Source organism: Bradyrhizobium viridifuturi (assembly GCF_001238275.1).
GTDB classification, from domain to species: Bacteria; Pseudomonadota; Alphaproteobacteria; order Rhizobiales; family Xanthobacteraceae; genus Bradyrhizobium; species Bradyrhizobium viridifuturi.
Window position 1 is genome coordinate 1 of record NZ_LGTB01000064.1, and the last position, 21,980, is coordinate 21,980.

Consider the following 21,980-nt stretch of genomic DNA (forward strand, 5'->3'; position numbering starts at 1 on the left):
ACTTCCATCGCGCGCGCTTCAAAGATTTTCTATCCCAGACAAAGACTGCATTGAGCTGGCAGCCGCCTACTGCTCGGCGGAAGAAGTCTTCATGCGCCATCATGATTTCTGAACGTGGAGGGGTCTTCCACGGCAGGATGTTTGGCGGCGAGGGAGCCGCGATGTTGTAGCTGATGGCGCCGAACGACTCCTGCGGTGCATGAGGAGTTCGACGTCGAGCAGTCTGGCCGACGCCACGTTTTAAATAACTGACGGTGATTGCGGGCGAACTTCGCCGAGCGGGAGACCAATTCGCATCCGCATTGGTGCTGCCTCGTTGAATTGCGCTGCATGCAGAACTCGGCCTTTGCGCGACTGGTTCGTTGGCCTAGCCCCAGTCATCCCGCAGCCCTTAATCTCTCGTTAACCCTTTCTTCATTGCCGAGCGATACAGAATCGGAGTTACTAACGCCGAATGTAGAGTTTTCGGCAAAATGTCGTAACCACGAGATGCCGCCGTGTCTTTGACGGAACAAACCGCAGCCGATCATTCGGCGTTAAATGAGCCTCGTGCGATCCATGAACTGATCGCTGCGGACGCTCGCGAGCTGTCGGCGAAGCTTGTCGCCCACAGACTGAAACTCTTCCCGCCGAAAGCCGCCAAAACCTTACGTCGATTCTCGTCCGGCGAAGCGGCCAAGTTGATCGGCGTGAACGACTCCTATTTGCGGCAGTTGTCGCTCGAGAAGAAGGGGCCCGAGCCCGAGATCGGCCCGGCCGGCGACGTCTCTATTCTTTGGACGACATCCAGGCCCTTCGAACCTATCTCGACGAGACCGGAAAGGCCTCGCGCCGATATCTGCCGACGCGCAGGGAAGGGGAGCATCTGCAGGTCATAGCCGTCGTCAACTTCAAGGGCGGTAGCGGCAAGACCACCAGCGCGGCGCACTTGGCCCAGCATCTCGCCTTGCAGGGATTTCGCGTTCTTGCCGTCGACCTCGATCCTCAGGCGTCCTTGTCGGCTCTGCATGGATACCAACCCGAATTCGACGTCGAAGAGAATGGCACCTTGTATGGTGCCATCCGCTACGACGACAGCCGCCGCGAACTGAGCGACATCATTCGACGGACTTACTTCCCGCTCCTGGATATCGTGCCAGCGAACATCGAACTGATGGAATTCGAGCACGAAACACCCAAGGCTCTGGCCCAGCGGCAGTCCGGAGACCCACTCTTCTTCGCAAGGGTGGCGACGGTGCTCGGGTCGGTCGAGGCAAACTACGACGTCGTGGTCATTGATTGTCCGCCCCAGCTGGGATTTCTCACGCTGTCGGCGCTATGCGCCGCAACCGCGGTCCTCATCCCCGTGCATCCCCAGATGCTCGACGTGATGTCGATGTCGCAGTTTCTCTTGATGACCTCGGACTTGCTCGAAGTCGTCGCGAAAGCCGGCGGCAACATGAACTACGATTGGATGAGATATCTCGTCACCCGCTACGAACCCGGCGATGGTCCGCAGGCGCAGATGGTCGGCTTCATGAGATCGCTTTTCGGCGATCGCATGATCACCAATATGATGCTGAAAAGCACCGCAATCAGCGACGCCGGCATCACCAAGCAGACCCTCTACGAGGTGCCTCGCGAACAGTTCACGCGATCGACCTACGACCGCGCGATGGAGTCGCTCGACGGCGTCAATGGGGAGATCCAGAATCTCATGCAAGTGGCTTGGGGGAGAACCTGATGGGACGCAAGAACCTACTCAGCGATCTGCTCAGCGATCCTCCGCAGGCCGCTCCGAGCGCGCCGCTGGCGGAGGAGGGGAGGGCACCCCAGCCGACCCTCGGCGGGCGCGGCGTTGTCGGAGCCATGAGCCGATCGCTTGAGCGACTGACGGCCGAGAGCGAAGCGGCGAGAGCGCTGGCCGATCAATTCGCCAATGGCGAGACAGTGCTCGAAATCGATCCCTCGGTGATCGACGCATCGATCGTGCCCGACCGGATGCCTGGTACGGATGAGGAGCACGAGGCTCTGGTCCAATCGATCTCCGCCAACGGCCAGCTCGTTCCCGTTCTACTGCGTCCTCATCCGAGCCAGCCGGCCCGCTACCAGACGGCTTACGGTCATCGCCGGGTGAGGGCGCTGAAGGCGCTCGGAAGGCCGGTCCGTGCGGTCATCAGGAAGATGACCGACGAAGAGCTCGTGGTGGCGCAAGGCAAGGAGAACGGCGAACGGAAGGATCTTTCGTTCATCGAGAGGGCAATATACGCCGTCACTCTCGAGGACCGCGAGTTCAAGCGTGACACGATCGGCTCCGCCCTCAGCGTCGACAAGACCGAACTCTCCCGCCTGATCTCGGTCGGCCGCGCCATTCCGCGTGCGCTGATCGAGGCAATCGGCCCAGCGCCGAAAACTGGCCGGAGACGCTGGATGGAGCTCGAAGCCTTGCTCCAGGGCAGGGATGCAATCGGCGAGTTGGCACAGCTGATCTCGAGCCAGGCCTTTCTAAGTAAAGATTCGGATGCGCGCTTCCTTGCCGTTTGCGCAGCGCTTGCGCCCAGGCCGCAGCGAACGGAACCCGAGTCTTGGACATCGGCCGACGGCAAGGCAGTCGCCTCGATCGACCGCAAAACGGAAAAGACCACCCTCGCGGTAAACGAGAAGGTCGCTCCTGGGTTCGGCGAATTCGTCGTAGGGCGGCTAGGTGAACTCTACGTGGAGTACCTCAAGGGAACTGCATAAGCGCGCTTCCCGAGGCTCCTGCAGAACATGGCGCAGCCAGCAAAGAAGGCTTGCCGCGCGATCAGTAGGCGTATCGATTTTCAACAGAGGAGTAGAACGCAAAGAAAAAGGCCCCCGAAACGTCTCCGCCCGGAAGCCTTCTCTAACGTGTAAGCAGCCTTAGAGAATCACGGACGCGAATCCCAGTCAAGCGTATTTGCTGCGGTATCGATTCGCCGAGCGCTTTTTCTTTGCCTGGAAAGGCGAAGAACATGATCGACAGTCATCCAACGACGCCCTTCGGGCGGCGGACGCTGACGCTTGCCATGGTGGCGAGCCAGGCGGCCGCGAAGGCATGCCCTGAAGACAGAGTAGTTCACAAGTGGAAGATCTTCCGTGCGATCACCGATGCGAGGGAGCGGCTCGATATCTCGGATCGTGCGTTGACCGTGCTCAACGGCTTGCTGACGTGTCTACCGGAGACGGCTCTCACCCCTGGCAACCTCGTTGTCTTTCCCTCGAACGCGTCTCTGAGCGAGCGTACGCACGGCATGGCAGGGACCACGCTCCGCCGGCATCTCTTCGCGCTGGTCAACGCGGGACTCATCATCCGCCGCGATAGCCCCAACGGAAAGCGATACGCTCGGCGATCTGGCGATGGCACGATCGAGCAGGCGTTCGGGTTCGACCTGACGCCGATCGTGGCGCGGGCCGAGGAGTTCGATCGTCTGGCCGACGAGGTGAGGATCGAGCGTCGCACCATTGCCTTGGCGCGGGAGCGTGTCTCGATACTCCGGCGGGATATAGCCAAGATGATTGCCGTCGCAGCGGAGGAGGGGGCCCAGGGCGACTGGGGGGATGTCCGGAGGCGCTTCGCCGGCCTCAGTGGCCGCTTGCCACGAGTGGTCGGGCTAGGCCTCCTCGAACCTCTTGCCGAAAGCCTGGAGCGTCTTGCCGCAGAGGCGGGCAAGCTGTTGGATTCCCATCTCTCTGCACAGAAACCGGACGGCAATGACAGCCATTCTGGCGCGCACTATCAGAATTCAAATCCAGACCCCTTTATTGAACTTGAACCAGCCTCTCAAGAAGGCGGGGGGGCCATCAGTGAAACCCAACCGGTGCCGGAGAGGAGGAGCCAACAGACGACGGGATTCCCGTTGGGGCTGATCCTCAAAGCTTGCCCCGACATCGCGATGTACTCGCGGACAGGAATCGGAAGCTGGCCCGAATTCATCGCGACGGCCGCGGTTGTTCGATCGGCGCTGGGGGTCAGCCCGAGCGCCTGGGAAGACGCCGTGGACGCGATGGGGGAGGGCGATGCAGCGGTTACGGTCGCCGCGATCCTGCAACGCTCGGCGGAAGTCAAAAGCCCGGGCGGATACCTGCGGGGTCTTACGGCAAAAGCCCGGGCCGGCAATTATTCCATCGGACCGCAGATCATGGCGCTCTGGAAGAAGCAAAAGACTGCGAATGATAAACAGGTTTCCTAGCCGCGAGCGGGCGTTCCGACGCCCTGCGACTGGCGACGGCGTCTCCGGAACGGCGGGACGCGAACTGCACTGCGGGCGCGATTGAGGTGTTCGATGGCTCGATAGAAGCGATGCCGCTGCCGGAGGGCGCAACAGGCGGTGCGATGTGAAGGAAGAAGACGGGGAGTGCCAGAACATAGACTAACGGCGCGCCCACGATGTGGCGGTGAAGCAGCCCACGATCTGCACTGAGACCTTTTCGCTAGGACTCGCCGGAGCCGGCGAATAGCACCGTCGGTGGCGTTGCGCGCGGCGGCGGGATGGACCGTCCGCCGGGTGATCCTGGTCTGCTCTTCAGGTCGTAGCGTTGGGCCAGGTCGAGCAGCCGCCGCTTGGTGAACGGGTCCGCGTTCTCGGCCAGATCGCGAGCCCGCTGCGCGAAGCCCCTGTAAAAATCTTCCACGACGCCACCCCCGCAACATCACTGAAAGCCGGATTTCAATGCTGGACGCGCTCCACGTCAAGCGGTCTGATGAATGAAGACAACTTTCGGCGATCCACTTGTGCTCGCGGTGCACCGGGAACTAGGCTGATCGCGGCAGGGAAAACCATGACTCCGCTCTACCTGAGCCGGAAGCTGTGCCCGAAGTGCGGGAAGCCGATGACGGCTGTGCCCGACGACGTCGCGCCGGGCCGGCCACGCTACGTCTGCCTGGCCTGCGAAGACGACCCGCTGCGCGATCCCACAGCCCGGAAATGGGCGGAAAGCCCGCTGCGGCCGCCGGCCAAGTAACGTTCGAACCGAAATCGAGCCCGGCAGCCGGATCGCTGTTGACGTCGATCGTGCTCACAACCCGCACCAATGCTGTGGCGTTGCAACCCGCACGCTGAGCGTCGTTCCATCGCGCGGGCCGGCGGAATCGTCCCGGACTCGGCGGCCGGCATGTCCACCGACGCTAGCATCTGTTTCACGCCTCGCAGAGCGTGTCGGTCGCATGGATGCGGAAGGACCGGGTTGCATCCGCATGGCGAGAGCGTCGGCACCCTCGTTATCGATCTTGCGATGGCCACTTCGACAGGTGCGCCGACGTTGCTGGCAGCGATAGTTTCCCTCGTAGGTGATGACCCGGCGCTTAGGTGGCCTGCTTATGATGAACGACGTTTCGCTGCGACCTGCATTGCCCTGAGATCTGAATGCCCACTAGGGCCGCCTATCTTCATTCCATGTGTTTTCGCGACGGGCGCACCCATCTGCGTCCTCGATAGAGGCTGGTCTGACCGAAGGCCGATCCCGCTTTGCGGGCTCTCGATCTTGTCCCTGCAACGCCCGTCATCGACTTTCTTCCCCTCGCGCTGCGCGCCATTCCTCGCGGTCCAAGAAAGTCGCTGCCGGCCGCCCTCCATTTCATTTCGGCCCTCCGGGTGCAGGTCGATCGCCTCCGGTCTCACGACCGCCATCGAGGACGCGATAGGCGCGGCCCGAGAAAACAAAGGGAATGAGACAATGGCTACCATCGGCACCTTCACCTCCACCGGCAATGGCTTCTCCGGCGCGATCAAGACGCTCAACCTCAACGTCAAGGCCAAGCTGATCCGCGTCGAGAACCCTTCCGACAAGGGACCGCACTTCCGCATCTACTCAGGCAACGTCGAGCTGGGTGCTGCCTGGCAGAAGACCGCCAAGGACACTGAGCGCGACTACCTCTCCGTCAAGCTGGACGATCCGAGCTTCCCCGCCCCGATCTACGCCACCCTGACCGAGGTCGAAGGTGCGGAAGGTCTCCAGCTGATCTGGTCCCGGCCCAACCGGGACTGAGGCTCAGCCAGCGGGCTCCGCCGCGAGGCGGGGCCCGCTCCCTTCGACTGGAGATGCGATCATGACCATCGACACCATTGAAGAGTTGCGCGCCGAGCTGCGCGACTGCGTATTCACGCCGGCGGAGCGCAAGGCGCTCGAACTCGAATTGGCCGAGCTCATCCGCCAACGCGACGAAGCGCTCGCGGCCGAGGAGGGGGCATAAGCCCCCTCGTCTTGCGACTTAAGATGCTCCGTCGCTTGGGGCCGCTCCTCCGTTCAGAACATCTTTCACGGCTTTAGCAGGTGTAAACGTCAGCTTCCTGGAAGCTGCGATTGCAATCGTTGCGCCCGTCGACGGATTGCGGCCCTCGCGGGCGGGGCTATCCTTGACCTTGAACTTGCCGAATCCGGGAAGGCTCGTCTCGGCTCCGCTGACGGCCGCATCAGCGATGGCCCTGAACACGCTATCGACGATGGATTTCGCCTGAGCTTTTGTCAGGTCGTTCTCGGCTGCAATCTTTTCGGCGATCTTATTGGCAGTCGTCATCGGACGAGCTCCGTCTTGTTTCAGTTATGCTCGTCTGACATCAAGGCCGTGGAACAGATAGAGCCGGCATCACAAGCAGAGCCGTAGTCCCCGAAAAATTGCCAGACTACGACAGTGTTCCGTCCATTGCGGCGTAACCGCGCCTCCGTTTGGCGCGTTACAGCCGTTCGAACGCTTCGACTGTCTCCGCACTGCTGTCGAAGGTCTGCACCATGGTCTGGCCATTCGTGGCGATCGGTCCCAATTGCGGATCAGCGAAACTTCTCTGAACAGGGTCGGCTTCGCGGATAGCTCGATGCGGCGATGCTGAATCGAAGATCAGCGATCCGCAGCGCTACCCTGCAAGGATTGGCAAGTTTTCCGGAGCGCTTGCAGAATAGGGCTTCCCCCACGATTGCTTGGTCTGTCGCGGGGTCTAGAGCCTTTGCGCCTGAAGCACGTTCTCCTTTCGAGTGCACAAAGGGCGCCCAATTCCGTGGTTACTGCGGGCTCAATCCAATCCTTACGAGGATCTGGCACAACGGAGAGGACATGACGGCCTGAGCTATGAGTGCGACAGCTAGAACTCAATAGACTGCAACTGCTCTCCAGATACCTATAATGTCAGCGAGCAAAAGCATAAAACTCAACGCCTAAGGCCTAAGACACGACTTTCATCCAGTACATGCGAAACCCTCGAATTGGCCGAATTGAATAGGCGCCATTGCTTAAGAAGGAGAGTGGGCTCCCGGCCAATAAGGCCAGCCTACGGATGATACCGCGTTAATCGTTTGGGCGAGCCCCTCCGGGGACAGCTCTGCTCGCGCCGCCCGGCGGCGCTCCCGGAGCCCGCAAGCGGTCTCCGCGCATTCGCGTGACGATCCTCTCGCGATTGTGTCGACAGCAGTGGTCCAGCAACGAGCACGGTCTCCGTCGTGCCTGCCAGAATTTGTTCCTTCCGTTGGCGATGTACTGACCTGACTCTTCTGGCAGGGGATTCGCCGGGTGAATTTCGGGATCGTTCCGGTGATTGGATTCGCAATCGCTGTTGGTTCAAACCAACACCTCCACGAAACGATGGACGAGGACATGCACCCAGCGCCGCCAGACCCATTCCGGATTTTGAGATGAAGACCATTGTCATCAACAATCAAAAGGGCGGGGTCGGCAAGACGACGCTTGCTGTGCATTTGGCCTGGTTCATGGCGGAGGCGAATCTCCGCGTTCTCGTGATCGACGTGGATGCGCAGAGCAATGCGTCGGATACGTTGAGGCACTATGCCGGCTCAACGTTAGCCGCGGATCTGTTCAAGCCGGGGATGCGGATCGCACCTCGTGAAGACGAAGGCTTAACGCTCGCGCCGGCCGATAGCTCGCTGACTGATCTCGATCGCAGCAATGCGGCCGCCATAACCACTCTGCAAGAGAATCTCGCTATTGCGTCGGATCAGTTCGATGCCTGCGTCATCGATACGCCGCCATCACTTGGACTGCGCAGCGTCGGTTGTTTGGTCGCGGCGTCGCATGTCCTGGCGCCCATTTATCTGGAGGACTATTCGATCAAGGGCGTCAAAGGCCTGATGCAGACCGTGATCGGCGTCCAGAGGCGTTATGGTCGCCAGGATACGAAGTTCCTCGGGTTGCTGCCTTCGAACTTCAACACGAAATCGCCCCGTCAACGGACGCATCTTGAGCAACTCTTGCGCGAGGCTGGGAAATACGTGTTCCCGGGCCAGATCGTGGCAAGGGACGGCTATGCCGAGGCCGTCGCGGAACGCCTGCCGGTTTGGAAGCTCAAGCGCCGCTCTGCGCAGGAGGCCGGTCGCGAAATCCGTGATGTTCTCGCCAAGATCGTCGCGCAGATGAACGAGACGGCACATGGCGCTTGATCTCAGTTTTAAGCAGCTCATCGACGCCGCGGAAGATGGTGTCGCCGCAACCGGGCAACCGACTTCGATTTCCATCGATCGCATTGACGAAGATCCAGACCAGCCCCGTCGCAGCTTCGACGAACAGAAGCTCGATGAGCTCGCGGAATCAGTCCGTCTGCATGGCGTGCTGCAACCGATCGTGCTGCGGCAGGCGACCGAGGAAGGCCGGTACGTGATCGTCATGGGTGCGAGGCGGTATCGCGCTGCCAAGCGCGCCGGGCTCCGTGAGATCCCGGCTTTCGTTCATGCCGCTGGTTCTGCGGATCGCTATGTTCAGATGATTGAAAACATCCAGCGGGATGACCTCAACGCCCCCGAAATTGCGGCATTCGTCGCGGACCGCTTGGAGCAGGGTGATAACCAAGCCGACATCTCGCGCAAGCTCGGCAAGCCCAGGGACTGGGTTTCTCGCTACGCGTCGGTCCAAAGTATGCCTGAATTTCTCCGGTCGAAGCTTGCCGGCTCGTCAATCCGTGCTGTGTATGAACTCTACCAGGCTTGGCGTGAGCAGCCCAACGCCGTCGAGACCATATGTGCAGCGCAGGAGAGCTTCACCGACGCCCACGCCCGCCAGCTGGCTCGCAAAATTCGCAGCGAAGTTGGCGGCACCCATGCTGATGGCGAAGGTGCGGCTGGTGCTCAATCGGAACGAGGCCCGATCTCACCGCAAGTCGCATTGCGACTTATAGAGAGAGACCGTGTAACGGCGGCCGCGGAGAAGCGCACCAAGTCTTCGGTCCATCGAAATGAGCGAATGATCCCATCACTGACGATCAGAGTGCGGCACCAAGATCGCGCCGGCTGTCTTCTCGTCGATCGGCTCGCGTCTCAAGGCTCACGCCATGCCGTGCTATTGGTCGATGGCGCAGACGAAGCGGAAGAGGTGCCGGCATCGACGATCACGATCGAAGAGATCATTTTCGCATGAAGCTGGCTTTAGACTTTCTCCCCAGAAACGCTGCTGCGCTTGGCACGCCGGCGGAGCGGATTTCCCATCCGAAGGATGGCGCGTTAGCGCAGCAGCCGGAGGCCGAACGCGCCCCCCACAGCGCTGTAGAGAGGCCGGAGGCTGCTGGAAAGCCGCGGTCCACATACTCGGTGCCATTGTTGCCGATCCGCACGCGTGGCGTTCGTGGCGTGCAAGCATTAGGGGTGACATCTGCGTCATTCCCGGAGGAATACTCCGCATCGATCGTTGTCTGCGTTGGATCTCACCTGAAGCAACTCCCGAGCTTTGAATGCCGAGCCTGTTGGTTTGAACCAACATCGATGGGGTGGAGAGATTCGTTCTTTCTAGTGCAGGATAGCTTCGCGCCAGCGATGTATTACATCGCGATTGGGATTGGAGTGCATGGCTCTGATCTCGCTTCGCGTCTCCGACGAAGTGGCTGCGGAGTTCTCAGCTTTTGCGGCTACCCAGGGCGGCAAATCCGCGCTGTTGCGGCGTCTCATTGCTGAGGCACTTGCTGAACCAGTGCCGCGCATCTCCGTGCTACCTGTCGGGCGACCGGAGAAGGTGACGGTGCGATTTCGTGAGAGCGAGATGCGGCAGCTCGCGGAAGTGTCACATCGGCGTGGCATGACCCGAACCGGTTGGATCGTCGCCCTGGTGCGCTCTCGATTGGGCTCGCCGGTGCAGCATTCGCCAAGCGAGCACGAGGCGCTTCGCGCGATCGTTCGCGAGCTCAACCGGATCGGTGGCAACATCAACCAGATCGCGCGCGCGGCGAACGCCAGTGTGCTGCAGGGCAGGGCGGTTGAGCCCGATGTGCCCGCAATTCAAGAGGCCAAACGGGTCATCGAAAAAGAGCTGGCGCAACTACGTAATGCGCTGAATGGCAACGCGGACTACTGGGACGGGCGACGATGAGTCGGCGCAATTCGCCGCGGCCTACCGACCTGGCCTCAGAACTACCGCCGATCTCGTATGTCTGGGAAACGCCTAATCGGCGCCCGCGGCGGGCCGAGTGGGATATCCCCGATCCGGCCGCTCCCGGCCGCCTTACGCCGGCGATGCGTGCAAAGCTCGAACGCATCGTTCGCCGAGCACCAGAGGTGATGGTCAAGATCACCGGGCGCACCAAGGACGTGGCGCATCTCAAGTCACATCTCGCATACATCACGCGAAACGGCGAGCTCGATGGGGAGACAGAGCAGGGCGCGACGCTAGTGGGTCGTTCCGGATTGAAAGATCTGCAGCAACGCTGGGAGGACGATGCCGGTCTCGACGACAAGCGCCGTCGTGATGGGTCGCTTTCGATCAACATCATACTGTCGATGCCGGCTGGCACAGATGCCGTCGCGGTCAAGGATTCAGCCCGGGCATTTGCCGTCGAGATGTTCGGCTATAATCACGACTACGTCTTCGTCCAGCATCTCGACAACAAGCATCCCCACGTGCACTTGACCGTTCGATCACTCGGTCATGACGGCAAGCGCCTTAATCCCCGCAAGGCGGATCTTCAGGCCTGGCGAGAACGGTTTGCCGGCGAACTTCGGCTTCGCGGGATCGCGGCGGAGGCAACGCCGCGGCGAACCCGCGGACGGGTTCGAAAGGGCGACCGTGGGGCGGTCCTCGCTATGCGCAAGCGAAAGGTCACGCCCGATGTCGATCGACTTGCTCGCGAAGAGGTGCTTTCGGAAGTGAGGGGTGGCAGGGCTGCCAAGCATCCTTGGGACGAACAGATCAGGTCGCGTCAGGACGTCATCCGGCGTCGATATCTCGATTATGCCGCCGAGCTGCAGCGCTCGGAAGCGCCATCAAATCACGAGTTGGCTCGTCAAGTTCGGCAATTCGTCGACGATATGCCAACTGTCGAGACACGTCGCGACCTGCTGATAAAGGAACTCAATGAATATTCTCAAGACCGACAACGTAATGTGGAGCGGAGTATTCAGGCCGATCAACCTGCAAAGAGGCGAACCCCTGATAGAAATCGATGATGCGCACTGTTCATCTTGCAGGTCGCGCTCTGGATCAGCTGACTCTTAATCAGCGGGTCCCAGGTTCGAGCCCTGGTGCGCCCACCATATAAATCAAGACCTTAGCGAGGGAAACCGTTTGAGAGAGCCGAACTAAAACGGTTTTTCAAACGGTGTTTGCGCACAATGTGCAAGCGGGCTGCTCCCTACAATTTGATCAGTGTGAGCGGCAAGCACAGCCGGACCGACGACCCTGCTCCCTTGTGACGCGGTCAGTTGGCTGCAGGCGCACCAATTGAGCCGCGGTAGGCCCATATATCCCGGCAGTGGCACGAGAACTGGGCGTCAGCGAGCGCGCGTTGCGACGCCACCTTGGCGGCACCAGTCTCCAGCTTTTCTTGAACGCGTACGGCGAGAGCGCGCGCGTGAGCTGCTTGCTGATTCTGCGCTCGACGTCACGAAGCTTTTTGAGTGTGGGCGAGAAGGGCCCGTGCCGGCTAACCTTGTAGCGATGCTGCGACGACATGGACGCAACTGTCGGATCAATCTCGCGGAAGCCCGGACAAACGAGAAGCCCTGATTTAACCGAATAGCTTTCGTGAGTTCTGCTGGACCCTTTGGAGCTGGGCTGCGACGATCGTCTGCCACAATCTGGGGAGGATCGGATGGCTAAATCAACGCGAAATACTGGAAAGCCTTGGACGTCGGCTGATCTCAAAAGTCTTAAACAGTTGGCGGCAGGAAATACACCGACACGGGTTATCGGTCTGAAGCTCGGTAGAACGCCGGCCGGTGTGCAGGGTAAGGCGAGTTCCGAGGGCATCTCGTTGAAGCCGACAAATCAAAGCCCTTACGGGACCAAGAAAAAATGAAACGTGGGTGTGACTTCAACTAGGTGTTCATGCTTATCAGCCGCTTGAAGTCACTCTCGCCCACGATTTTGATCGCGCATCCTTTAGCGATCAACGCTTCTGCTTTTCGATGTTTCGAACTCTTCTCCTGCCCCTTAGTGAGGCGCAAATCTTGATCTCCGACGACCAAGATGGTGACCCGCTGGCTTACCGTATCGGCAACCTCGCACCCGGCGTCGGCAGCGAGTTGAGCAGCTGCTTCTCTGGCTATGTCAAGTTTGCCCGTGAAAACGATGACTTCGCCGAGCAGAGGGCCTGAGCCGGCTCCTTCGCGGGCGTGCTTTCCTGCCTCTTTACCGTCGATCGGTTCTTCAACGCGTCGAAGCCATTGAACCAGATCCAGGCCGCTATCATTCATCGCCCGCAGCATTAACAGCCCCGCAGCCCTTGCATCTTCGGCGGCGTCGTGATGCTGAAAGCCAATTGAAAATTCTTCTGCCAGCCTCGCAAGCCCGTAGCCACGCCCGTCGTCGGCTAGGCTTGGCCAAGCTCGCCGGGCCACGCGCAGTGTATCGAGCCACACGCACGGAAGAAAGCCGGCGCCGTGCTTAATTGCCGCGCGGTTGAGGGCAGTCTTATCAAAGTGGCTGTGATGAACAACTAGGACATCGGAGAGGGCAGCAGCTATCACCGGGAAGACCCGAGCCATATTCGGCTTGCCCGCAACGTCTTCAGGCGTGATGCCGTGAATGGATATATTGGTCGGATCGAAATCGTCTTCGGGATCAACCAAGATGGTCAGGGTTTTGAACAACTCACCGGATTTAAAATGAGCGAGCCCGATCGAACAAATACTCGCAGCGTTCGCGGTTTCGACGTCTAGCGCAATGAAGTCGAAAATTGGTTGCTGGTCGGCCGCCAGTTTGATTGGCGGCGGTTTTGGATAGGAGACAGGCACAGGCGGGGGAGGGGCCCGGCGACCCATATCGTCTTCAAGAATTGGCCGGGGTGCATCGACGCCGCTCCGTTTGAGTGCGTACCACTTCGCCATTTTCAGACGCTTCAACAGCTGCGGTGGCGACACGCCCGGAGCGTGCTGTTGGACTGCGAACCGCTCCAATACAGCGATCTCATCGTCAAACCGCTTGAGTTTTCGGTACACGATGGCCGCTTGTTCGTAATACCAGGGGGCGACCCCGCCAGCGCCTGCTGCAGCATCCCGTTCCCAAAGGTCCAGTTGGGGCAGGAGCACCGCGATAGCCTCTTCCAGCTTTCCCTCGCGTTTGAGGCGGTTGACCTCGTTGACAACTGCATCAATTCGGCTGACCTCCAGTTCGTAAGGCCGACCCAACTTTTCGCTTAGGCTTCCATAGATTGATTGGCCAAAATCGCTTGCCGGCCGATCCTCAACGACGGGAGGGGTGCTGGCCAGCGTCTCGCACTCGGGATGCCTTGACCGCAAAAACCCCGCGGACTTGCCACATATCGCACAGACCCCCATTCCAGCCTCCCCAGACCGCTGGCTTATCCAAGATGATGCCGAGCGGGTACGCAAGTCCTGAAGGGAGGCGGTATGACCGGCCCTGACTTCCAATAACTCTCATTATCGGAAGTTAGAGGCGGAACCAACCCGAGTGACAAAAGGCTACGTTGCCAGGGCTTAGTGAGGCGAACAGACATGAAAGCACTGAGCGACGCCCCCCGCATTACAGATCAAGCGGGGCGTACGGTGTTTGGACAAAGGAAATCATCTAGCCGAGATGCAAGATCGGACTGCACGCGTCCGCAGATTGGGTCGGATGAATGTGTCGTGAAGGAAGGCCGCAACAAACGGCCCATGATCTGCGACCAGCAATCTCCACGCCGGATGCTTTGCGCGCATCGCCTGAAGGGTGCGATAGTCCATCTGCGAGTGCCCCATCCAGAGCCGATTGCACTCGCTCTGAATTTTTTTGCAATTGCATTTTCCGCGCAGCTCATTTCGCGCAATCAGCGAGGACTGCAACGGTCGAGTTATTTTCGAAGTCGAGCGAGGAAACCGTCACCTCCAGATCAGTAGAGTCTTATATTCCCTATTTGTTCTATCTTCGCGCTGGCTGTCAAGTTACCGAACTTGACAACCTCCAGCTGATATTCGGGGGGTCGGGGTGCCTGGGCTAGGTATGGGACGAAAATATTGGCGTCCGATACCATCGGCTATCTCGCCCAGGCGCGCCTTTGCCGAGATTACTCATGAAGCCGCTGGCCGACTCTTTTAAAGCATCGTCGTGATCCAGTCGATGCGGCCGGACGTCATATACACGACCGCGCCGCGCTGCGCGCCCAGGACGTGCATATACTGAGCCAGCTGTGCCCGATAGGCCGAGCGGTCCCGCTCGCTCGGGGCGACATCGCTCTTCCAATCGAATGTGACCAGATCGCCGTCGTCCGCGCGGGCCACCGCATCCGCACGCCCGGCGATCAGCTCGCCGGCGCGGGCGGCGGCGCCGTAGAGCGGCACCTCCGAAACCAGTCGATCACGGAACGGCTCCAGCTCCGGGTGGGCGAACGTGCGTAGTGCTGTATTCGCCATCTCGGCGGGGTCCGGCCTGCCGCTCGTCGTCGTTTCCGCAAGTTGCCGACACAGCAAATCCGCTCTCTCTTCGGTCTCGCTCGCGCTCGCGGCGAGCTCTCCGGTCGCCAGTTCCTCCATGAGCTTGTGCAGAACGACGCCGCGCAGGCGGCCGCCTCCGATCGTAGCCGCGGTCTCGATGACCGCCTCTTCCGCAGAACTCGGAGGCACGGTCGGCAGTAAGTCGGGATCACTCTCGCTGGGTTTGCTCCAGACAATCGAGGGAAAGTCCCGCTCGATACGCGATTGCTCTTCGGCGAAGAGCTCCGCGGACTGTAGATTCGCGTTCGCCTTAGGCGGAACGACTGCCGCGCGCCTGAGTTTCGAGACATCGAGCTTGGGGATACCGTCGAGCTTGAAGTCGAGCTGTTTCGCCCAGGACGTCTCGTCGGACCAGGAGAGGTCGGGGATGACGAGCAATTCCATGGCGCGGGTACAAGCGACGTAGAGCAGCCGCAAGTTCTCATCGCGCTTTTCCCCGGTCTCTCCCTGCATCGCGCCCTGCAACGTCGGCGGCGTCACCTGCCCGAGCGCCCAGTGCAGGCTCTCGTCGCTCCGTCGGTATACGAAGGCTTCGGGTGGGCGTGGCATCGAAGCACGATTGATCGGAATGACGACGGGCCACTCTAGGCCCTTTGCGCTGTGGACCGTCACGATCTCGATCGATCGGCCGTCCGCTTCGACGATGCCTTCCGTGAATCCTGCGCCGCTCGACCAATCCTCGTCGAGATCGTGCGCGAACTGCACGAATCCCCGTACTCCGTAATTGCGCGCGCGTTCGAGCAGGGCATCGACGTTCGCGAGCGAGCGGGCGGCCTGATCCGCACTTCGGCCTGCGACAATGGCCCGGACGCGGAGCCGCTCGATCGCCTCGGCGAGCAGCAACGCTGGGGACGTGACGCGCAGGCGAAGCCGAACGTCGCGCAATATTCCGAGGACCTCCCGCGCGAGGTCGTTCTGCACGATCTTCGGGTCCGTCAGCAACGAGAGGCGCGCCGACTCGCTGCCGGGCGGAACGGGAAGACTTGCGGTGATCGTGAGCAGATCCTGCTCGGAAAGACCCACCAGCGGCCCTCGTAGCAGGGCGCCCAAAGCCAGCGTGTCGCGCACATCGGCGATGCTCCGGACCAGCGCAACGAGGTCCTGGGCTTCCTGACGCTTGAAGAGGTTCTTGCCGGCTTGCGAGGCGAAGGGGAGAACGGCCTCCTCGAGGGCCCGCTCGTAGCGCCAAAGCTCGGTCGAGACCGGCGCCAGCAGAGCGATGTCCCCCGGCGTCAGCCGCCGGCTAGATCCGTCGTTCAGTTTCAGCTCGACGTTGCCGATCAGGCGGCTGCAGATCTCGGCGACCACGCGCGCCTCTTCGTCGCGACTGCTGTCGACCCGCGTATTCGGCAACAGGTCGACGGATACCTTCGTGACGCATGGAAAGCCGTGGTCCGCGTCGTCTCTCGTCCCGCCCAGCGCGACGTAGCCGGCCTGTTGGGCGGCAAGCGGTCCCGCGAAGCAATCGTTGATGTGTTTGAGGATCCGCGGTCTGGAGCGGAAGTTCGCCGTGACGCGAAGTATGTTGTCGGGAAACTGCGCCTCAATGGCATTCCGCACCCGGAGATAGGTCGCCAGATCGGCACCGCGGAACCGATAGATGGCCTGCTTGGGGTCGCCGACGAGGAACAGCTGGCCGCGCCGCAGACGCCGCTCATGCCAATTTGCGGCGGTGCCATCGACGCCGGCCAGCAGAAACACGATTTCCGCCTGAACAGGGTCGGTATCCTGGAACTCGTCCACGAGTATCCGCGAGAATCGTCCGCCCGCAGCCGCTCGCACCTCGGGATGTTGACGCAGGACTTCTCGGCAGGTGAACAGCAGGTCGTCGAAGTCCATCACCGCCGCCCGCCGCTTGAAGCCATCGTATTCGGCCAGAAGACCGTCGAGCTCGGACGAGAACACGCTGACGATCGCGGTCGCGATCCGGCCCATCAAGGTGCCGTAGCATTCGCGGCAACGCACGTAGTGTTCTTCCGCCTGATCGGCGAGGCGACCGCCGTCATCGTCTCCCTTCGCGCGCTTCCAAATCGTGCGTCGCTTGTATTCACGGAGGTCGAACGACCTTGATCGCATGAGCTGCAGCGTCGCGGGGTGCGCCGCATCCCACAACCGTGCGAATTCGAGACCCGCGGCGAAGCTGCGCTCGAAATGTCCGAGCAACGTCTCAAGATCGACGATGTCGCACTCTGCGTCTTTCGGGCCTCCAACGCGGTCGTACCAGCGGCGGAATTCGCGGACGCTCTCGGCGAATTCGAGGTGAGCATCGGCATCGATATCCGGGGGCAGAGGGCGCGCATTGCGGTGGCGTCGCCTCGACTTGGCGAAATCCCGCAGCAGTTTCTCCGCTCCGGTCGGATCCTTCCGCGCGATCACGGTGATCGGATCTTCCACCGGGCGCGGTTCGTCGAGCCGATCGCGCCACCACTGATCGAAGATCGCATCGAATACGAAATCCGCCTGGTCGCGATCGAGGATCTCCGCACCGGGATCGATCGCCGCTTCCACGGAATAGGTCCGAAGCAGGTCGTGGCAGAACCCGTGAATGGTCGAGCACGTCAGTTCATCCAGGAGCCCGCTCGCCTTTTCCAGCGCCCGCCGCTGCGCCGCCTTCAATTTCTTCGGAATGCAAAGCCGAAGTTCGTCCGGAACCGCGCCGGAGAGCAGGGTGCCGAGATATTGAGCGATGCGTTGACGCAGTTCGCCTGCCGCAAGCTCGGTGAAGGTGATCGCAGCGATGGAGCCCGGCGCCGTGCCGGCGGCCAGCAGCATCACCACCCGGCCGGCGAGCAGCGATGTCTTTCCCGTGCCGGCGGCAGCCTCGACCAAGAGGGTCGAGTCGAATTCCGTCAGTGCACGCAGTCGGTCGCCGTCGTCATCTCGCGAAATCATACCGCGTTCCAGAATTTTGTGAGGTTGCCGGCGGCGCGGCCGAATGCCAGCCGCTTGCGACGCTCGTATCCGGGGGAAGCCGGAAACGCCAATCTGAGGTCGTTGAACTTATGATATGCGAGCCGTCCGGGCACGGCGTTTCCCTTGTGGAGCAAGGCGACCACCTCGCTCACGAATTCGCCGATCCGGGTGAGAACAACATCAACGTCATGCAATTTGACCTCGAGCGGATCTCCGGCCAGGTAGAGCAGTCTTGCCCGGACCATCGGATTTTCCTCGAGCAGCTGAAGACATGCGAGCGTGTACAAGGCGCGCTGCAGCTCCGCTCCGCCTCCGATCACGATGCGGGCGGCGTTGTGGGGCGGCGTTCCGGTCTTGTAGTCGGTGACCCTGACCGCGAACGGATTGCTCCGCATGTCGAGGCGGTCGATCGTGCCGCGCAACCGCACGGGCGTGCCGGGAATCTCGACCGGAATCGTCGGATCCCACGGCAGCTCGCGACCGGCTTCGAAGCCGGCGGGTTGACCGAAGGGGACCTCGGTCCAGCTTCGGGTGCCGTCTTCGTTGATGTCCTTGCGCAGGAGACCCGCCAGCGCCATCGCCTTCGCGTACTCGACCGTATGACCCCACAGCAGCCTGGGCGGGACGGGACGTTCGAGTGGCCAGGTGGCATGGACGACCTTGGCGACATCCTCCAGCGCATTCTCTATCTGAACGTCGGATGCCTTCGCATATCCCGGTTCCGGCTCGAGCGCATCGACGGCGCGCCGCAGCAGCTCGTGCACCAGCTTGCCGAGTTCTTCCGGCGCGATGGTCAGCGGATGCTGGCGCTGCTGCGGGACATCGAAACCAAGGGCATATTTCCAGACGAATCCGAGCGGATCCTGCAGGAGCCGTTGCAACGAAGTCGCCGACTGTAACCGCTCGATCGAACGCTTGATGGCCGGATGACCCGGCTCGAAGCGTCCGTCGTGATCGGTGAGCGCCTCGGCGTGCCAGTCGCGCCAGCACCGGCCAGCCGAACCGATCTGGTCGATGCCGGCGGCCTCCTCGGGGCGGGCCAGCAGCCTGTCGGACCGATTAAACGCGTGCTCCGGGATACGCTCGCGCGACAAAGCGACGCTGACGTTGTTCTGCAAGAGCGGGCTGCATCCGACACGGCTCCCTTGCGCGCCGCGTCGGCTGCGCGAAAGCACCGCGCTTCCCGACGCGGAGCCGAGAATGACGGCGAAGTGCCTGCGGTCCGCGCGCGCCACGGGATCGGTGTCGAACTCGCCGGCCGACAAGACATGGTTGGGCAGGATCGGATCCTCGCCGGCGCCGCGCGGCCAAGCGCGGTTCGTCAGTCCGAGAAGTCTCACATAGGGACGAGGCGAGGCGGCGAGATCGCCGGCCGGACACCAAACGACGGCGTCCGCCGCATCCGTTTCGGACCCCAGACGCACGCCCCGCAACGACAATTCGATGGCATCGGTCGGCGCGGAGCGCGTCGCCGTGCGCCAGATCTGGAGCGATCGTCCCCGAAGAAACATCGGGGCCGCCTCGTCCGCCGCAACGGGCCCCCTGGCGAGAATCTCCAGGAGGCGTACCGTCGCCTCGACGGAAACGCTTCCCGGTGATCGACCTTCCGCCGCTTCGAGCGCGCGCGTCCAATCGGAGACGCTCGACAAGGCCGCGCCTCGCGATATCGCATCCAGCCAACGAGCCGGGAGTTCATCCGGTGCGAGACCCTGTCCGCGGCTCACGGCGAACAGTCGGCGGACCCGCTGCTGACTCAGGCCATGCATCAGGACGTCGGCGAGCGCGGCGCATCGCTGCCCGTCGCGCGTGGCGAGTGCGGAAACGCCATGGGAAAAGTGAAGCCGGAACCCGGTGTCTTCCGCGCATGCAAGGAAGTGGTCGTCCCACGCCGTCGTGTTCGGCGAGGCGATCGCGATCTCATTGGGTTTGGCGACGCCGGATGCGATCAGCTGCCGCGCCCACCGCAGGCTTTCGACCACCTCATGGCGGCAGTCGGCGCAGGATACGACCTCGGGCGCAGCGGTCGAAACGGGATCAAGCTGCACGATCTTGCCGCGAAACCAATCGGTGTCCGCTCCGGCCGGTGCGATCCACTCGACCTGGACGATGCCGCGGAGCGCCTCGATCAGGGGACGCCAGATTGGTGCGACGTAGGACAGGCCTTCGATGCTGACGTCGCCGACGATCCGCGGCGCATGTTGCAGGCGAGTCAGCGCGGCATCACGGAGATCGCGCGGCAGCATCGCGGCCAGCGGCAAGCGGGTTTTTAGCCGCGCCTCGATCATGCATATTTCCGCGATCCGACGATGTCCGTCACGGCTCGTCGCCGCGAGATCGAGGTCCGCGGTCCAGATCTTCCTCAGCGTCCGGAGCACCGCCCGCGACATGCCCGGCAGATGCCTCACGTGCTCGAGTTCGGCGAACCCACCCTCGACGAGCGTGTCCCGGATCGCGGGTTCCAGGTGTTCGGCCGAAGCGGCGACGGCAAAGCCGCCGGCAAGCCTTGCAGCCAGTTGCGGCAGGCTCAGGATCTGGAGACCGCAGTCGCCGACCTGCGCCGCCGCGAAACGGCGCATCTGGAACGCCAAGGGCCCCTCCACCACCGCCGTCCTGAGCTTGGGTAGACGATCGTCGCTCAACTTCTCATGCCTCGCTTTTCCATGCCGACGCCGATGGGAGCGCCCGCAGTTCTATTCATTACCAATGCCGGCGAAAAGCCGACCGACTGCGCGGCCTGGCCGCCGCCGGATGCCGGCGGGATATGCCCACCGTCGCGGGCCCGCGGGCGCAGGACCGCGCCGAGGCAAGAAGCGACCCGCCGCATCAGCCGCTGTCCCTGTCCGACTTGATCGTAGCGAAGCCCGGGTTGAGCGTGGAGAAGTCGTTGTGCTGCGGCGCGGTGGTGCGATGATCGGGACTGACGAGGTTCAACTCGACCAGCCGGTTGACCGGGGCGCCGTGAAGCAGCCGCAGGACTTCCGCGATGACGACGGTCGCGGCCGTGCCTCCGACGAACGGCGCGCCGACGGCCTTGCCGGCGAGCAGAGTGATGCCGCACCGGTCGAGCGATCCGTCATCTAGCAGCTTGCGGTAGGCCGCGGCGTCGATCGCGCCGGCCGCGGTGTCGGAGCCTTCCCACAGCTTGGCGGTCGGCAGATCGCCGGGCAGCGTATGCACCACGATGCTGCGGAAGTCCGCATGGCCGCGACCGAGGCCCGCCTCGGCGATGAAGTCGAAGCCGGCAAGGTCGAGCGTGCGGCGGCCCGCGGCATTGTCGAGTCCGCAGAGGGCGATCGCGGGCTCGTGCGGCTGACGCCGGGTGTGGGCGTCGAACAGCCTCTCCGTGATCGTGGTGCCGAATCCGCGTTGTTCCGCCCATGCCGCCATGGTCCGCGTCTTCTTGCCGCCGATCATGGTGGCGTCGGAGAGTATCGACGTGCTTTCGGTCGAGGGCGTGATGATGTCGTCGTCCTGAAGGACGAGGTGGAGATCGGCCGGGTGCTCGTAAGGCAGCAGGCCGAGCGCGAAGAGAAAGGCCTGGCCGAGATGGCCGAGGCCGATCAGCCAAAGCCGCGTCGGCAGATAGCGCAGCACCGGGTCGGGGGCGCGGGCATCCAGCCAGTCCGGATCCGCAAGGTCCCACAGCGACAGCCCGACGCACCGGCGGCCGGCCGACGGCAACTCGCCTGCGAGATGCAGGAACGCTTCGTTGACTCCCAGCGCCGCCGCGAGCATCGGGGCGAGCGCCATCGGCTCGCCGGCGCCGGCGTCGATGCCGTCGGCGTCGTTTGGCACGATGCCGCCGCGCCAGCCGGCGAAGACGAGGCGGACGCAGAAACCTTGCATCCTGTCGCCGGGACCGTTGCCGACCCGGAGGATCGGCACGCCCGCCGGCGTGTCTTCGAGCGCACCGCCGAGCGCGACGACGGCTTCCGCCAGGGTGCGCCCAAAGGGAAGTGGCGTCACCAACGGGACGTTCAGATTGCCTGCGATGGTGACGCCACCGAGAAAGACGCGGCGCCCGAACGCAACGGCGGCGAGAATCGCCGCCTGATGGTGGCGGTCGCCAGCGACGAGGTCGTCGACCACGATCGCGATGCTGTAGTGGCGAAGAAGCGCTTCCGCCTCCTCACGACTGCGTGCGCTGCCGTCGTCCATCGCCCGCTTCGCCAGGCGATGCATCGTATCCGCCGATGTGAAAGCGTTCATGCTGCACC

The 21,980-nt window shown here is 62.2% G+C and carries 17 protein-coding genes, 1 tRNA gene and 1 pseudogene; 13 read left to right on the plus strand and 6 right to left on the minus strand.

The genetic code is table 11. From position 1 onward, the window contains the following. The first annotated feature begins 503 nt into the window (after nt 1-503). The 3 genes and pseudogenes from repA to repC all read left to right on the plus strand — a co-directional run bounded on the left by repA (nt 504) and on the right by repC (nt 4,190). Nucleotides 504-1,723: pseudogene (repA, locus tag ALC15_RS37940) on the plus strand (plasmid partitioning protein RepA). Continuing rightward, entirely contained in the window at nt 1,723-2,721 is a 999-nt protein-coding gene (gene repB / locus ALC15_RS37945) for a plasmid partitioning protein RepB (RefSeq protein ID WP_050631690.1), read from the plus strand. Before repA ends, repB begins: the two are co-directional and overlap by 1 nt. A gap of 251 nt (nt 2,722-2,972) precedes the next feature. Continuing rightward, on the plus strand, nt 2,973-4,190 hold the full coding sequence (gene repC, locus ALC15_RS37950; RefSeq protein ID WP_347336357.1) for a plasmid replication protein RepC: 1,218 nt from the start codon (nt 2,973-2,975) through the stop codon (nt 4,188-4,190). A gap of 241 nt (nt 4,191-4,431) precedes the next feature. On the opposite strand, the gene ALC15_RS45670 is transcribed toward repC, so the two are convergent. Next, nucleotides 4,432-4,632 (minus strand): hypothetical protein, encoded by a 201-nt coding sequence (locus ALC15_RS45670; protein ID WP_050631691.1) that lies wholly within the window; start codon nt 4,630-4,632, stop codon nt 4,432-4,434. A gap of 147 nt (nt 4,633-4,779) precedes the next feature. Between ALC15_RS45670 and ALC15_RS37960 the strand changes: the two genes are divergently transcribed. From ALC15_RS37960 to ALC15_RS45020, 3 genes are all read left to right on the plus strand, one after another. After that, entirely contained in the window at nt 4,780-4,962 is a 183-nt protein-coding gene (locus ALC15_RS37960) for a zinc ribbon domain-containing protein (RefSeq protein ID WP_050631692.1), read from the plus strand. 711 nt (nt 4,963-5,673) lie between these two features. Beyond that, nucleotides 5,674-5,985 carry a DUF736 domain-containing protein gene (locus ALC15_RS37970; RefSeq protein ID WP_018273795.1) on the plus strand — a complete coding sequence of 104 codons (312 nt, stop codon included), beginning with the start codon at nt 5,674-5,676 and terminating at the stop codon, nt 5,983-5,985. A 61-nt stretch (nt 5,986-6,046) separates the two neighbouring features. Further along, complete coding sequence (locus ALC15_RS45020) at nt 6,047-6,190, plus strand: hypothetical protein (RefSeq protein ID WP_167350193.1); 144 nt, start codon at nt 6,047-6,049, stop codon at nt 6,188-6,190. A gap of 18 nt (nt 6,191-6,208) precedes the next feature. Here ALC15_RS45020 and ALC15_RS37975 read toward each other — a convergent pair whose 3' ends face one another. Continuing rightward, nucleotides 6,209-6,514 (minus strand): HU family DNA-binding protein, encoded by a 306-nt coding sequence (locus ALC15_RS37975; protein WP_050631694.1) that lies wholly within the window; start codon nt 6,512-6,514, stop codon nt 6,209-6,211. A gap of 1,106 nt (nt 6,515-7,620) precedes the next feature. On the opposite strand from ALC15_RS37975, the gene ALC15_RS37980 reads away from it, so the two are divergent. From ALC15_RS37980 to ALC15_RS42645, 6 genes are all read left to right on the plus strand, one after another. Then, nucleotides 7,621-8,382 (plus strand): ParA family protein, encoded by a 762-nt coding sequence (locus ALC15_RS37980; protein ID WP_050631695.1) that lies wholly within the window; start codon nt 7,621-7,623, stop codon nt 8,380-8,382. Further along, on the plus strand, nt 8,372-9,352 hold the full coding sequence (locus ALC15_RS37985) for a ParB/RepB/Spo0J family partition protein (RefSeq protein ID WP_050631696.1): 981 nt from the start codon (nt 8,372-8,374) through the stop codon (nt 9,350-9,352). The genes ALC15_RS37980 and ALC15_RS37985 overlap by 11 nt, the downstream gene beginning before the upstream one ends. A gap of 423 nt (nt 9,353-9,775) precedes the next feature. Beyond that, entirely contained in the window at nt 9,776-10,294 is a 519-nt protein-coding gene (locus ALC15_RS37990) for a plasmid mobilization protein (protein WP_050631697.1), read from the plus strand. Between the two features lie 188 nt (nt 10,295-10,482). Continuing rightward, nucleotides 10,483-11,367, plus strand: a complete 885-nt coding sequence (locus ALC15_RS37995) for a relaxase/mobilization nuclease domain-containing protein (RefSeq protein ID WP_244486444.1) — start codon at nt 10,483-10,485, stop codon at nt 11,365-11,367. Further along, nucleotides 11,366-11,454 (plus strand) — tRNA-Lys (locus tag ALC15_RS38000). The genes ALC15_RS37995 and ALC15_RS38000 overlap by 2 nt, the downstream gene beginning before the upstream one ends. Before the next feature lie 557 nt (nt 11,455-12,011). Then, entirely contained in the window at nt 12,012-12,218 is a 207-nt protein-coding gene (locus ALC15_RS42645) for a hypothetical protein (protein ID WP_094194376.1), read from the plus strand. A 19-nt stretch (nt 12,219-12,237) separates the two neighbouring features. On the opposite strand, the gene ALC15_RS45290 is transcribed toward ALC15_RS42645, so the two are convergent. The 3 genes from ALC15_RS45290 to ALC15_RS38015 form a co-directional block, all read right to left on the minus strand. Then, nucleotides 12,238-13,698, minus strand: coding sequence for an exonuclease domain-containing protein (locus ALC15_RS45290; protein WP_200914738.1), 1,461 nt, complete (start codon nt 13,696-13,698; stop codon nt 12,238-12,240). A gap of 753 nt (nt 13,699-14,451) precedes the next feature. After that, the gene (locus tag ALC15_RS38010) at nt 14,452-17,742 is read right to left on the minus strand and encodes a UvrD-helicase domain-containing protein (RefSeq protein ID WP_050631698.1); all 3,291 of its coding nucleotides are present in this window, start codon (nt 17,740-17,742) and stop codon (nt 14,452-14,454) included. Further along, the gene (locus tag ALC15_RS38015; protein ID WP_244486445.1) at nt 17,739-20,048 is read right to left on the minus strand and encodes a PD-(D/E)XK nuclease family protein; all 2,310 of its coding nucleotides are present in this window, start codon (nt 20,046-20,048) and stop codon (nt 17,739-17,741) included. The genes ALC15_RS38010 and ALC15_RS38015 overlap by 4 nt, the downstream gene beginning before the upstream one ends. Before the next feature lie 21 nt (nt 20,049-20,069). Here ALC15_RS38015 and ALC15_RS46890 point away from each other — a divergent pair, with 21 nt between their 5' ends. Continuing rightward, nucleotides 20,070-20,387, plus strand: a complete 318-nt coding sequence (locus ALC15_RS46890) for a hypothetical protein (protein WP_244486446.1) — start codon at nt 20,070-20,072, stop codon at nt 20,385-20,387. Between the two features lie 199 nt (nt 20,388-20,586). Here ALC15_RS46890 and ALC15_RS38020 read toward each other — a convergent pair whose 3' ends face one another. Further along, the gene (locus tag ALC15_RS38020; RefSeq protein ID WP_050631700.1) at nt 20,587-21,972 is read right to left on the minus strand and encodes a hypothetical protein; all 1,386 of its coding nucleotides are present in this window, start codon (nt 21,970-21,972) and stop codon (nt 20,587-20,589) included. Between the last annotated feature and the right edge of the window lie 8 nt (nt 21,973-21,980).